This window comes from Roseomonas aeriglobus, from assembly GCA_016937575.1.
GTDB lineage: Bacteria > Pseudomonadota > Alphaproteobacteria > Sphingomonadales > Sphingomonadaceae > Sphingomonas > Sphingomonas aerigloba.
Genome location: JAFHKN010000002.1, coordinates 1,793,958 through 1,807,374, shown reverse-complemented (window position 1 = coordinate 1,807,374; position 13,417 = coordinate 1,793,958). Strand labels below are relative to the sequence as shown.

The following is a 13,417-nucleotide window of genomic DNA, read 5'->3' as shown; positions in this document are numbered from 1 at the left end:
GGCGCCCCGTCACCTCCCGAAAAAGACCTGACGAGCACCCACAGTCGAATGCCGCCTGCGCCGCGGCTGAGCGATCCGAGCACGCCGACCAAGAGTTCGTCGCACGACATCTTCTTCGCCGCGGTCGAAACGACGCGGATGCCGATGATCGTCACCGATCCGAACCAGGACGACAATCCGATCGTCTTCTGCAACAACGCGTTCTCGCGGATGACCGGGTACCAGCTGGACGAGATCATCGGCCGCAATTGCCGGTTCCTGCAGGGTCCGGAAACCAACTGCGACGCGATCGACCAGGTTCGCGAGGCGATCCGCAACCGCGAAGAAGTCGCGGTCGAGGTTCTGAATTATCGCAAGAACGGGTCGACCTTCTGGAACGCGTTGTTCGTATCGCCGGTGTTCGGCGACGACGGCAAGCTGCTGTATTTCTTCGGCAGCCAGCTCGACATCTCGCGCCGCAAGGAGGCGGAGGACGCGCTTCATCAGGCGCAGAAGATGGAAGCCGTCGGCAAGCTGACCGGCGGGATCGCGCATGATTTCAACAATCTGCTCCAGGTCGTGCTCGGCTATGTCGACATGCTGGAGGGCCGGATCGACGCCAACGACCGGGCGTCGCGCCGGGCCGTCGAAGCGATCGGCATGGCAGCCAATCGCGGCGCGACACTGACTCAGCAACTGCTCGCGTTCGCGCGCAAGCAGGAACTGCGGGACCGATTGCTCAACCTGAATACGCTGATCAGCGATTTCGGCACGATCATCGACCGCAACGTGGGCGACGGCGTCGATGTTCGCCGCCATTTCCAGGAAGAGCTGTGGAACGCCCGCGTCGATCCCGTCCAGGCGGAAATGGCGCTGCTCAACCTTGTGTCGAACGCGCGCGATGCCGTCGACGGCAAGGGTGAAGTGACGATCGAAACCGACAATGTCGTGTCGACCGCCGACCAGCCACTGGCGCCGGGGTTGGAGCCGGGCGAATATGTTCGCATCGCGGTGACCGACGACGGCAAGGGGTTCGACGTCGACCAGATCGACCGGATTTTCGACCCGTTTTTCTCGACCAAGGAAGTCGGCAAGGGCACCGGGCTCGGCCTGTCGATGGTCTATGGCTTCGTTCGCCAGTCGGGCGGCGCCGTCCATGCCGAAAACGTGGAGGGGAAGGGCGCCCGCGTCGCGCTGTTCTTCCCGCGCGCGCGCGGCATCGTCGAACCGGAGAAGCTGCAGGCCAGCCAGACGCGCGGGCAGGGCGAGCGCATCCTGATGGTCGAGGATCAGGAGGAGATCGCGCAGCTCGGTCGCGCGATCCTTGAGGATCTCGGCTATGACGTCGTCCACTGCCCCAGCGCGAGCAAGGCGATCGACCTGCTCGACCACGACAGCGACTTCCGCCTGATCTTTACCGACATCGTCATGCCCGGCGGGATCAACGGCGTCGAACTGGCGAAGGAAGTGCGCCGTCGCATGCCGGCCATGCCGATCCTGCTGACGACCGGCTATTCCGACCGCGCGCTCGACGCCGAAAGCCAGGCGTTCGACCTGGTGCGCAAGCCCTATCGCCGCGCAGAACTTGCCCAGCGGATCAGGACGTTGCTGGAGGGGCCTAACGGGGTTGTCTGACGCGGCGGCTGGAGTACACCTGCCGCCCATGAAGCACTTCCTGCTCGCAGCTACCGCGCTGCTTTCCGCCGCCGCCGTATCCTCCCCGGCGCACGCCCGCCAATTGACGATCGACGACGTGACGATGCTGTCGCGCGTGTCGTCGCCCGTCGTGTCGAAGGACGGCCGTTGGCTCGTCTGGCAACAGCGCGAAACCGATCTCGCCGCCAATCGGGGCCGGTTCGACCTTTGGCGCCTCGACCTGACCCGCAAGGGCGCGGTGCCGGAGAAACTGGCAGCAGAAGCGGACGTCAATGAGACCAGCCCGCAGATCGTCGGCGACACCGTCTATTTCCAGTCGGACAAGGGCGGCGACGATGCGGTGTGGGCGATCGCGCTCGGCGGTGGCCAGGCACGCAAGCTGACCGGGTTCCAGGGTGGCTTCGGCGGGTTCAAGGTCGCGCCGACCGGCGACAAGATCCTGATCTGGGCCGATCGCAAGCCCGGCGCGCCGAGTCTGGCGCCGGCGATGGAGAAGAAGGACCCGAACGCCGGCTCGGCGCGGACCTATGACCAGCTGTTCGTGCGTCACTGGGATACATGGGCCGATGGGAACCGGTCGCAGCTGTTCGTCCTGCCGCTGGGGGCCGATGGCGCGCCGGGCGACGGCGTTGCGATAACGGGCAAGTTGCTCGGCGACACGCCGTCCAAGCCGTTCGGCGGCGGTGAGGAGGTGGCGTGGAGCCAGGACGGGCGCACCGTCTATTTCGCGCTGCGAGAGGCGGGGCGGATTGAAGCGACTTCGACAAACCTCGACATCTTCTCGGCCCCTGCCGACGGATCGGCCGCACCGACCAACCTGACCGATGCGAACGACGCGACCGACAATTTCCCGAGCGTGTCGCCCGATGGTCGCTGGCTCGCCTGGGCGGCAATGGCACGGCCGACCTATGAGGCGGACAAGCTGACGCTGATGGTTCGCGACCTGCAGACCGGGCAGGTCCGCGCGCTGACGAGCGGCTGGGACCGCTCGGTCGAATCGATCGCGTGGACACCCGACAGCAAGCGTATTCTGGTGACCGCACAGGACACGCAGGAGAATCCGGTGTGGTCGGTCGACGCGGCAAGCGGCAAGGTCACGCGGCTGACGCAGCAGGGCAATGTGACCGCCGTGGTGCCGACCGCAAAGGGTTTCGTCTATGCGATGAACAGCCTCGTCGCGCCGGATGACTTCTACCGTGTCGACGGCAGGCGCACCACGCGCCTGACCAGCGTCAATGCCGACAAGCTGAAGGACATCGACTGGCCGACCGTCACGCGCTTCAGCTTTGCAGGGGCGAACAACGACACCGTGTGGGGCTATGCGGTGAAACCCGCCGGCAGCTCCGGCAAGGTGCCGATCGCCTATATGGTGCACGGCGGTCCGCAGGGTTCGAGCAACAATAGCTGGTCCTATCGCTGGAATCCGGCGGTGTTCGCGGGTGCGGGCTACGGACTGGTGGCGGTCGATTTCCATGGCTCGACCGGTTACGGCCAGGCCTTCACCGATGCGATCCGCAACAACTGGGGCGGTTGGCCGCTGGAGGACTTGCAGAAGGGGCTCGCCGCGGCGACGAGCAGGTTCAGCTGGCTCGACGCGGACAACGCCTGTGCGCTCGGCGCGTCCTATGGCGGCTATATGATGAACTGGATCGCGGGTCAGTGGCCCGACCGGTTCAAGTGCCTGGTCCAGCACGACGGCGTCTTCGATGCCCGCGCCATGGCCTATGAAACCGAAGAACTCTGGTTCGACGAATGGGAACACGGCGGCAAGGCGTATTTCGAGGATCCCGAGGCGTTCGAGCGCTGGAACCCGGTGAACCACGTCGCCAAATGGCAGACGCCGATGCTGGTCATCACCGGGGAAAAGGACTTCCGCATCCCCTACACCCAGGGGCTGGCAAGCTTCACCGCGCTCCAGCGCCGCAATATTCCCTCGCGGCTCGTTGTGTTCCCTGACGAGAACCACTGGGTGCTGAAGGCCAAGAACTCGCGCCAATGGTATGGCGAGGTGCTCGGCTGGCTGAACCGGTGGACGGCGAAGACCGCGCGATAACGGGGGTGGTGCGAGGACCCTTACCTTGGTTATGGGCCCTCGCATGACCGAACTCGCAAAGACTTTCGATCCCGCCGCCATCGAGGCGAAATGGTATGCGCATTGGGAGGGGAGCGGCCAGTTCCGCCCCGACCGCCCGAATGCCGAGCCCTGGACGATCGTCAACCCGCCGCCCAACGTCACGGGCAGCCTCCACATCGGCCACGCGCTCGACAACACGTTGCAGGACATTCTGGTCCGTCACGCACGGTTGAAGGGCAAGGATGCGCTGTGGGTGGTCGGCACCGACCACGCCGGCATCGCGACTCAGATGGTCGTCGAACGCCAGATGAACGCCGCGGGCGAGAAGCGGACCGACTTCACGCGCGAGGCCTTCATCGACCGCGTGTGGCAATGGAAGGCGGAGAGCGGCGGCGAGATCACGTCGCAGCTGCGGCGCCTGGGCTGCTCGATGGACTGGGAGAACGAGCGGTTCACGATGGACCCCGGCTTTTCGAAGGCCGTGCTGAAGGTCTTCGTCGAGCTGCACCGCCAGGGCCTGCTCTACCGCGACAAGCGCCTCGTGAACTGGGACCCGGGTCTGGGCACCGCGATCAGCGATCTGGAGGTCGAGACGCGCGAAGTGAAGGGCAGCTTCTGGCGCCTGCGCTATCCGCTCGCCGACGGGTCGGGGCATATCGAGGTTGCGACGACCCGGCCGGAGACGATGCTGGCCGACATGGCGGTCGCGGTGCATCCCGAGGACGCGCGCTACACCGCGCTGATCGGTCGCCAGGTGCGCCTGCCGATCACCGGGCGCCTGATCCCGATCGTCGCCGACGAACATGCCGATCCGGAACTGGGGTCGGGTGCGGTGAAGATCACGCCGGGTCACGACTTCAACGATTTCGAGGTCGGCAAGCGCGCCGGGATCGCCGCGCGCGACATGCTCAACATGCTCGATGCCAAGGCGCGCATCGTCCAGACCGCGGATGGGCTGATCCCGACCGAGTTCCTGGGCCTGTCGACCGCAGACGCGCGCAAGGCGGTCGTTGCGCGGCTGAAGGACGACGGCGTCCTGATCCCGCACACCGACAAGGACGGCGCCGAGCATGACGCCGAACCGCGGACGATCCAGACGCCCTATGGCGACCGATCGGGCGTGGTCATCGAACCGTGGCTGACCGACCAATGGTATGTCGATGCCGCGACGCTGGCCAAGGGCCCGGTCGAGGCGGTGCGCGACGGACGCATCCAGATCGTGCCCAAGACGTGGGAAAAGACCTTCTTCAACTGGATGGAGAACATCCAGCCGTGGTGCGTCAGCCGCCAGCTGTGGTGGGGGCACCAGATCCCGGCGTGGTTCGACGCCGATGGTAAGGCCTATGTCGCGGAAACCGAGGAAGAGGCGCAGGCGCAGGCGGGTGAGGGCGTCGCATTGACCCGCGACCCGGACGTGCTCGACACCTGGTTCTCGTCCGCGCTGTGGCCGTTCGCGACGATGGGGTGGCCGGATGCGACGGGCGAGTGGGAGCGCCGCTATCCTAACGACGTGCTAATCTCCGGCTTCGACATCCTGTTCTTTTGGGACGCGCGGATGATGATGCAGGGGATGCATTTCCTGAAGGACGTGCCGTTCCGCACGCTCTACCTGCACGGTCTTGTCCGCGCCGCCGATGGCGCGAAGATGTCGAAGTCGAAGGGCAATGTCGTCAACCCGCTGGGGTTGATCGACAGTTACGGCGCCGACGCGCTGCGCTTCTTCATGGCGGCGATGGAAAGCCAGGGCCGCGACATCAAGATGGATGAGAAGCGGGTCGAGGGATACCGCAATTTCGCGACCAAGCTGTGGAATGCCAGCCGCTTCTGCCAGTCGAACGGGATCGTCGCATCGACGACGCTGGAGCCGCCGGTCGCGACGCTGGCAGTCAACAAGTGGATCGTCGCGGAGACGGTGCAGACGATCCAGGCGGTCGACCTGGCGCTGGCCGATTACCGTTTCGACGGCGCGGCGGATGCGATCTACCAGTTCGTCTGGAGCCGCTTCTGCGACTGGTATCTCGAACTCATCAAGCCGGTCCTGCAGGGCGAGGGCGTCGCCGGCGTCGATGAGACGCGCGCGGTGGCGGGCTGGGTGCTCGACCAGATCCTGGTGCTGCTCCATCCGTTCATGCCCTTCATCACCGAAGAACTGTGGCATGCGATGGGGGCACGCGACTACGACCTGATCGTCGCGAAATGGCCGATGGCGGACGCGCGGGCACTCGATCCCGAAGCCGCGGCGGAAATCGAATGGCTGATCCGGCTGGTGAGCGAAGTCCGCGCGGCTCGTACCGAACTCAACGTACCGCCGGGCGCGCGCCTGCCGGTGCATGTCCGCGACGCTTCGGCGGCGACCGAGACGCGATTGACGTCGCAGGCCGCGGTCATCGCGCGGCTCGCGCGGATTGACCGGGCGGAGGGGGCCGCACCCGAAGGCGGTGCGCTTCAGATCGTCGTCGACGAGGCGACGTTCGTCCTTCCGCTGGGCGACGTCATCGACCTCGCTGCCGAACGCGCGCGCCTGACGAAGGCGATCGCGGCGGCGGAGAAGGAACGCGATGCGCTGGCCGGGCGTCTCGGCAACCCGAGCTTCGTCGAACGCGCGAAGCCCGAGGCGGTCGAGAAGGCCAAGGCCGATCATGCCGAGAAATCGGCGGAGGCCGAGCGGCTGACGGCAGCGCTGGGGCGGTTGGGCTAAATACGTCCTCCCCTGCAAGGGGAGGGGGACCATCCGAAGGATGGTGGAGGGGTGTCCCGCTATCCGGAAAGCGTAACACCCCTCCGTCAGGCCTTCGGCCTGCCACCTCCCCTTGCAGGGGAGGATCGAAAAGGAACGGCGTGTCGTGACCGAGGTCGAAGCTGTACCGACATCGTCGCCTTCGCCGGGCCGCGGCAACGGCCGCGACCTGACGTCAGGCCCGATCGCCGGCACGTTGCTTGCCTTTGCCCTTCCGACGCTCGGCAGCAACATTCTCCAGTCGCTGAACGGATCGATCAACACGATCTGGGTCGGGCACTTCCTGGGCGAGGCGGCGCTGGCGGCGACATCGAACGCCAATATCATCATGTTCCTGATGTTCGGCGCGGTGTTCGGTTTCGGTATGGCGGCGACCATTCTGGTCGGTCAGGCGATCGGGCGGGGCGATATCGAGGCGGCGCGGCGGGCGTTCGGGACCGCAGTCGGGCTGGTACTGGGCGGCGCGGTGATCATTGCGGCGCTCGGGTGGCTGTTCGCACCGCAGATCCTGACGTGGCTCGCCACGCCGGGCGGCGCCTTCCCGCTCGCGCTGGCTTATCTGCGCGTCATCTTCCTCGGTCTGCCGGCATCAATGATGGTCGTGCTGGTGATGATGGGGTTGCGCGGGACAGGCGATTCCACGACGCCCTTCTGGTTCATGGCGCTGAGCGTCGTGATCGATGCCGGGCTCAATCCCTTCTTCATCGCCGGGATCGGCCCGTTTCCCAGGATGGGCATCGCCGGGTCTGCGACGGCGACGCTGATCGCCAACCACGTCTCGCTCGCCTGCCTGATCCTGTACGTCTATGCCAAGGACCTGCCGCTCAGGTTGCGTGGAGGCGAGCTTGGCTATCTGAAGCCGCATGGGCCGCTGGCACGCACCATCGCCACCAAGGGGCTGCCGATGGGCGCGCAGATGCTGGTCATGTCGTCGGCGGGACTGGCGATGGCGGGGCTGATCAACCGGCAGGGGGTCGATACCGTCGCGGCATATGGCGTCGCGCAGCAATTGTGGACCTATATCCAGATGCCCGCACTGGCGATCGGCGCCGCGGTCAGCGCGATGGCCGCGCAGAACATCGGCGCGGGGCGATGGGACCGGGTCGATCAAATCACGCGCGCGGGGCTTTTGACCAACGTCGCGCTGACGGGCGCGATGGTTGCGGTGACGACAGTGTTCGACCGCGCGGTGCTGGGGCTGTTTCTGGGCCAGGACAGCCCGGCGATGCCGATCGCCGAGCATATCCAGCTGGTCGCCGCCTGGGGTTTCGTCCTGTTTGGCGCGACGATGGTGCTGTTTTCCACCGTCCGCGCGAACGGCGCCGTGATCGCGCCGCTGATCATGCTGTTCGTGTCCATGTACCCGGTCCGCCTGGGCTTCGCCGCGCTGTTCTTGCCGGCATGGGGTGCGGATGCGCTCTGGTGGAGCTTCCCGGCCGGGTCGGCGGCGAACCTGGTGATGGCGGTGGCCTATTACCGGTTCGGCAACTGGCGGCGTGGGGCGCTGCTGACGCCCGAGCCCGAGCATTGCGAGGAGCAGAGTCACGCCGATGCCGAGCCGGCGGGGCGGTCGCATCCGACGGGGTGATCGCAACAATCCGCGCTCACGCCCGGACTTTTGCGGCAGCACCCGATACTACGCCGGAACCATCACCTCGATGATCCCCGGTGCAACCTTGGCCGTCACCGGCGTCTTCGCCAGCACCTCGCCATCGATCGAGATCGGCCGCGGTTTGTCGCTGTCGATGCGGATCGATTGTCCGCGAAAGACGGTGACCTTTTCGCGCCGCTGCGGCAGGCGCAAGACATTCGCCGCCCAGTTATAGAGCAGGCGGCTGCGTAGGTGGCCGCGAACGACCTCCACCAGGATCTCGCCATTGTCGATGGCCGCGTCTTCCATCATTTCCTGGCCACCGTGGTAGCGTCCGTTGGCGATCCGCACCTCGACCGCGCGCATCACGCGCGGGTGACCGTTGCCGTCGTCGATGGTGATCGGAAAGGGGCGGAACTTGGCATATTGCAGCGCCGCCCAGCTGAGATAGCCGGCGCGGCCCAGCCATTTCTTCAGGTCGTGCGGTACAGTCTCCGCGATCTTGGGTGCGATCCCCATCGTCGCGGCGTTGGCGAAATAATCGTCGTCGATCATGCCGAGGTCGATCCGCTTCGCTCGTCCCTCGCTCAGGACGCGGACGGCGGAGGGGATGTCGAGCGGGATGCCGAGCGTCCGGCAGAAGCTGTTCGCGGTGCCGAGCGGCAGGACGCCCAACACCACGTCCTCGCCGACCAGCAGGTCGACCAGGCCGCTGATCGTCCCGTCGCCACCGCCGAAGATGACGAGCTGCGGCTTTTTCGCCAGCGCGCGTTCGACCGTCCCTTCCAGATCGTTCGGGTCCTCGACCGCATGAGCATCGACCGTAAAGTCGACGTCCTGCAACGCCTGGCAAGCCTGATCGAACAGAGCCTGCCCCCTTCGGGACTTGGCGTTGACGATCAGGGCGGCGGACTGGAATCGGGTCATGAGCCGCTACAACGCTTCGATCCCGATTTCGGATGCGTAACGCTTGATGCCGAGGGTGCGATGGCGCAAGGCACGCACCATGTCGCACTATCCCGCGCTTCGCCTGCGCCGCACCCGTGCCTCCACCTGGAGCCGGCGTCTTCACGCCGAAACCGTGCTGACCCCGGCCGATCTGATCTGGCCGTTGTTCGTGACCGAGGGTGCCGACGAAGAGCCGATCGCAAGCCTGCCGGGCGTCTCGCGCTGGTCGCTCGCGAAGATTGCGGAGCGGGCGAAGGAGGCTTCGGCGCTCGGCATCCCGTGCATCGCCCTGTTTCCGAATACGCCGCCGCACCTGCGCAGCGATGACGGGGCGGAGGCGTTCAACCGCGACAATCTGATGTGCCGCGCGATCCGCGCGATCAAGGATGCCGCGCCTGACGTCGGCGTGCTGACCGACGTCGCGCTCGACCCCTATACCAGCCATGGCCATGATGGGCTGGTCGATGCTGCGGGTTACGTCCTGAACGACGAAACGGCGGAGGTGCTTGTCCGCCAGGCCCTGGTCCAGGCGGAAGCGGGGGCGGACATCGTCGCGCCGTCCGACATGATGGACGGGCGCGTCGGCATGATCCGCGACGGGCTGGAAGGTGCGGGCCATCGCAACGTCCAGATCATGGCTTACGCCGCCAAATACGCCAGCGGCTTCTACGGTCCGTTCCGCGACGCGGTCAGTACGCGCGGGCTGCTGAAGGGCGACAAGAAGACCTATCAGATGGACCCGGCCAATGCCGAGGAGGCGATCCGCGAGGTCGCACTCGACCTGGCCGAGGGCGCCGACAGCGTCATGGTCAAGCCGGGACTGCCGTATCTCGACATCGTCGTGCGCGTGAAGAGCGAGTTCGGCGTGCCGGTGTTCGCGTACCAGGTGTCGGGCGAATATGCGATGATCGAGGCCGCAGTCGCGGTCGGCGCGGCGGATCGCGACGCAGTGGTCCTGGAAACGCTGATGGCCTTCAAGCGCGCAGGCTGTTCGGGCGTACTGACCTATCACGCGCCGCTTGCTGCGCGGTTGCTGGGGGCATGAACGAAACCGAGCGGCTGATGCTGCGACCCTGGCAGGACAGTGATATCGCGCCGTTTTACGCGATGGGACGGGACGCCGAGGTCATGCGGTACATCGGCCCCGAGCTGTCGATCGCCGATGCCGAAACGTTCGCTGCGCGCCAGAAGCGGTTGCTCGAGAAGACCGGTTCCTGCTTCTGGGTCGTCGAGCGGCGGTCCGACGGCGCGTTTCTCGGCTTCTGCGGGATCAAGCCCGGGGCCGAAGGCACTCCGATCGACGCGCAACCCGAGATCGGATGGCGACTGGCGCGACACGCCTGGGGGCAGGGCTATGCCCGCGAAGCGGCGTCCGCGTGCATCGCGAGCGCGTGGCACCGGGGCGTTAACCATATTGTGGCAATCACCGTTCCTGCCAATGAGCGGAGCTGGGGACTGATGGAGCGATTGGGAATGCGGCGACTGCCGGACGGGAATTTCGACCATAAGGCGGTCCCGGTGGGCAGTCCGCTTCGGCGGCACCTTACCTATCGCATCGATCGGTCCGTCGCGTGAGCGAGACGGAAGCGACGGCGGCGCCAACCCCGCGGGCCGCCCGCGTGCTATTCATCGCGACGATCCTCACCGGATCGTTCCTGCTGTTCCTGGTCCAGCCGATGGTCGCGCGCATGGCATTGCCGCGACTGGGTGGGGCGCCGGCGGTGTGGAACTCGGCGATGCCCGTCTATCAGGCGCTGCTGCTGGGCGGTTATGCCTATGCGCACGCCCTGAGCAAGCTGCGACCACGACAGACTGCTGCGGTCCATCTGGGCGTCCTGGCCGTCGCGGCGTTGTGGTTGCCGATCGGCCTCTATAACTTCGACCTGCCGGCGGATGCCGAGCCAGCGGTGTGGGTGCCGTGGCTGCTCGGCGCCTCGATCGGTCCCTTATTCTTCGCCGTGTCCGCGCAGGCGCCGTTGATGCAGCGGTGGTATGCCGTCACAGCCCCCGGTCGCGACCCCTATGCGCTCTATGCCGCGTCCAACATCGGCAGCTTCGGCGGGCTGATCGCCTATCCGTTGCTGGTCGAACCGACGATGGCGCTCGACCGGCAGAGCGTGATGTGGAGCGCGGGCTATGTCGCGTTGTTCGTGCTGGTCGCTGCATGCGCGTTGAGGCTGCCGCGACGTGCGACGGCGGAAACCCCGGTCGTGGAGCGCAGCGCACCGGCGCCGGGGCGCCGCGTTATTCTGTGGATCGCACTCGCCCTGGTGCCGTCGGGCCTGATGCTCGCGACATCGACCTTCCTGACCACCGACATCGTGGCGGTGCCGCTGTTGTGGGTCCTGCCGCTGGGGCTGTACCTGCTCAGCTTCTCGGTCGCCTTCGCCACGAAACGCGGCATAGCGCAGGTCATCACCAAGTTCACGCCGATCACCATCCTGCTGTTCGGCGGCGTGATGATCGCGGGTACGCACGCGATGCCCTATTTCAACGCGGGCATCGCTTTGCTGCTCCTGTTCGTCGTGGCGGTCGCGCTGCACACGCGGATGTACGACCTGCGTCCAGCGGCGGACCGGTTGACCGGCTTCTATCTCGCCATGTCGGTCGGGGGCGCGCTGGGCGGCGTTTTTTCCGGCCTCATTGCGCCGGTCGTGTTCGACTGGACCTATGAATATCCGCTGCTGATCCTGGCGGCCGGCGCGCTGGTGCCGCAGACTTTCCTGTTGCCGATCGCCGCCCGACTGTGGCGGACCGACCGGCGCGGGACGCTCATCCGAACCGCGCTCGTCGCCGTTCTCGTGACCGTACTCGCGATCGTCGCCATCCTCGACGCCGCGCAGCCCGGGGAAGCCTCGGTCGAGACCGTCGTCTACCTGGGGCTCTGTGTGTTCGGGATAGTGCTGGTGGGCAAGCGCGCACCGTATCTGATCACGCTGCTGGGCACGCTGATGCTTTTCGGTGGCTGGCGTGCCTTGGAGGTTACGCTGGAGGGAAATCATCGGACCCGCAGCTATTTCGGCGTCTACACAATTCGCGACGAAGCGTGGGAGCGGACGCTGGCGCACGGAACGACGTTGCACGGCATTCAGCTGACCGGAACGCCCGCGCGCGAACGCTATCCGACGAGCTATTACGTCCAGGGATCGGGCGTCGGCGTGGCGCTGCGCATGGCGCCCGAACTGTACGGGCCGGGCGCCCGGATCGGTGCCGTCGGTCTCGGGACCGGGACGCTGGCCTGCTACGCGAAGCCGGGACAACACTGGACGTTTTTCGAAATCGACCCCGCGGTCGTCGCGATCGCACGCAATCCGGCGAAATTCAGTTTCCTGTCGCGCTGTCTGCCTCAGGCGGCCATCGTCGTCGGCGACGCGCGGATGCGGCTGGCGCAGCAGGCGAGCGGTTCGCTCGACGTGCTGGTGCTCGACGCCTTCTCGTCCGACGCCATCCCCATGCATCTGATGACGCGCGAGGCGTTCGAAAGCTACGGCCGCGTGCTTCAGAAGAAGGGGCTGTTGCTCGTCCACGTCTCCAACCGCTTCCTCGATCTGGAACCGGTCGTCGCCGCGTCCGCTCGGGGGTGGATGGGCGCGATGTTGCATTACAAGCCGCACGAGGACGAAGGGCCGCAGGCGACGCTGAGCGACTGGATCGTCCTGACCCGCGATCCATCGACCTTTGCGATGGTCATCAGCGATGGCAGCGCATGGCGACCGCTCTATCCGCGACGTGACCTGACGCCGTGGACCGACGATTATGCGACGATTCTGCCGGTGCTGAAGGAATTTCGCTAGGCGAGGATCGCGCGGAGCCGGTTTTCCTCCGCCATCTGCCGATCGACGACGGCCTGCGCGCGCGCGATCGCCGCATCGAGCATGGGGTAGGGCAATTGTCCCGCGCTCGCCCGCTCGATGGCCAGAGCCTCGATATCGGTCATCGCCCCGTCGGTCGCGGTGCGAAGCTGTTGCAGCTCGCCTAGAGCCTGCTGGGCGTCCAGCCACCGTTCCGACCCTTCCGCCGCGCCTCTCCCCGCTTCGATTCGGCGGGCGAGCGCAGCTTTGCCGGCGTCGAACGCCGCCGCCGCCTTGTCGAAGGTGGCGACGCCGGCGGCGATCTTCGAGTCCAGCGAAGGATCGGGGCGGACGGTCTCGTCGCGCACGGGGGGCGAATCCGGGCGCGTTTCAATGGCGCGCGGCAGGAGAGAGGGCGCGTTCACCGGCTGGCTCGCGCAAGCGGAGAGGATCAGCGGCAGGCTCAGCAGGCTGTATTTCATCATGAAAACCTAGGGATGCATTTTTCTGCAAGCAATGGCTTGCCATGCCTCGATTCGCCGCCTATCAGCGCCACTCCCAAGCGCCCGTAGCTCAGCTGGATAGAGCATCAGACTACGAATCTGAGGGTCGGACGTTCGAATCGTTCCGGGCGCGCCACA

Annotated in this window: 9 protein-coding genes and 1 tRNA gene; 8 read left to right on the top strand and 2 right to left on the bottom strand. The window is 66.2% G+C overall.

Translation table 11 applies throughout. The features are described from left to right. Positions 1-48: 48 nt before the first annotated feature. From JW805_09080 to JW805_09065, 4 genes are all read left to right on the top strand, one after another. Positions 49-1,614: a PAS domain-containing protein gene (locus JW805_09080; protein MBN2972168.1), complete on the top strand. Its 1,566-nt coding sequence runs from the start codon at positions 49-51 to the stop codon at positions 1,612-1,614. A gap of 28 nt (positions 1,615-1,642) precedes the next feature. Next, the gene (locus JW805_09075; GenBank protein ID MBN2972167.1) at positions 1,643-3,688 is read left to right on the top strand and encodes a S9 family peptidase; all 2,046 of its coding nucleotides are present in this window, start codon (positions 1,643-1,645) and stop codon (positions 3,686-3,688) included. Between the two features lie 43 nt (positions 3,689-3,731). Next, complete coding sequence (locus JW805_09070) at positions 3,732-6,407, top strand: valine--tRNA ligase (GenBank protein MBN2972166.1); 2,676 nt, start codon at positions 3,732-3,734, stop codon at positions 6,405-6,407. 145 nt (positions 6,408-6,552) lie between these two features. Then, positions 6,553-8,034 carry an MATE family efflux transporter gene (locus tag JW805_09065; GenBank protein ID MBN2972165.1) on the top strand — a complete coding sequence of 494 codons (1,482 nt, stop codon included), beginning with the start codon at positions 6,553-6,555 and terminating at the stop codon, positions 8,032-8,034. 48 nt (positions 8,035-8,082) lie between these two features. On the opposite strand, the gene JW805_09060 is transcribed toward JW805_09065, so the two are convergent. Continuing rightward, entirely contained in the window at positions 8,083-8,964 is an 882-nt protein-coding gene (locus JW805_09060) for a YegS/Rv2252/BmrU family lipid kinase (protein ID MBN2972164.1), read from the bottom strand. A 46-nt stretch (positions 8,965-9,010) separates the two neighbouring features. Here JW805_09060 and hemB point away from each other — a divergent pair, with 46 nt between their 5' ends. From hemB to JW805_09045, 3 genes are read left to right on the top strand one after another with little or no spacing between them, the layout of a single operon-like run. Next, positions 9,011-10,030, top strand: coding sequence for a porphobilinogen synthase (hemB, locus tag JW805_09055; GenBank protein ID MBN2972163.1), 1,020 nt, complete (start codon positions 9,011-9,013; stop codon positions 10,028-10,030). Then, positions 10,027-10,560: a GNAT family N-acetyltransferase gene (locus JW805_09050; GenBank protein ID MBN2972162.1), complete on the top strand. Its 534-nt coding sequence runs from the start codon at positions 10,027-10,029 to the stop codon at positions 10,558-10,560. Before hemB ends, JW805_09050 begins: the two co-directional genes overlap by 4 nt. Further along, positions 10,557-12,779, top strand: coding sequence for a fused MFS/spermidine synthase (locus JW805_09045; protein MBN2972161.1), 2,223 nt, complete (start codon positions 10,557-10,559; stop codon positions 12,777-12,779). The genes JW805_09050 and JW805_09045 overlap by 4 nt, the downstream gene beginning before the upstream one ends. On the opposite strand, the gene JW805_09040 is transcribed toward JW805_09045, so the two are convergent. Next, positions 12,776-13,258 (bottom strand): hypothetical protein, encoded by a 483-nt coding sequence (locus JW805_09040; protein ID MBN2972160.1) that lies wholly within the window; start codon positions 13,256-13,258, stop codon positions 12,776-12,778. The genes JW805_09045 and JW805_09040 overlap by 4 nt on opposite strands. An 80-nt stretch (positions 13,259-13,338) precedes the next feature. On the opposite strand from JW805_09040, the gene JW805_09035 reads away from it, so the two are divergent. Further along, positions 13,339-13,415, top strand: a tRNA-Arg gene (locus JW805_09035). Positions 13,416-13,417: the final 2 nt, after the last annotated feature.

What these genes read in the sequence shown, in the direction of transcription:
- JW805_09080 (MBN2972168.1), top strand. Translation starts at nt 49, where the DNA reads ATGCCGCCTGCGCCGCGGCTGAGCGATCCGAGCACGCCGACCAAGAGT.
- JW805_09075 (MBN2972167.1), top strand. Translation starts at nt 1,643, where the DNA reads ATGAAGCACTTCCTGCTCGCAGCTACCGCGCTGCTTTCCGCCGCCGCC.
- JW805_09070 (MBN2972166.1), top strand. Translation starts at nt 3,732, where the DNA reads ATGACCGAACTCGCAAAGACTTTCGATCCCGCCGCCATCGAGGCGAAA.
- JW805_09060 (MBN2972164.1), bottom strand. Translation starts at nt 8,964, where the DNA reads ATGACCCGATTCCAGTCCGCCGCCCTGATCGTCAACGCCAAGTCCCGA.
- hemB (MBN2972163.1), top strand. Translation starts at nt 9,011, where the DNA reads ATGCCGAGGGTGCGATGGCGCAAGGCACGCACCATGTCGCACTATCCC.
- JW805_09050 (MBN2972162.1), top strand. Translation starts at nt 10,027, where the DNA reads ATGAACGAAACCGAGCGGCTGATGCTGCGACCCTGGCAGGACAGTGAT.
- JW805_09040 (MBN2972160.1), bottom strand. Translation starts at nt 13,258, where the DNA reads ATGAAATACAGCCTGCTGAGCCTGCCGCTGATCCTCTCCGCTTGCGCG.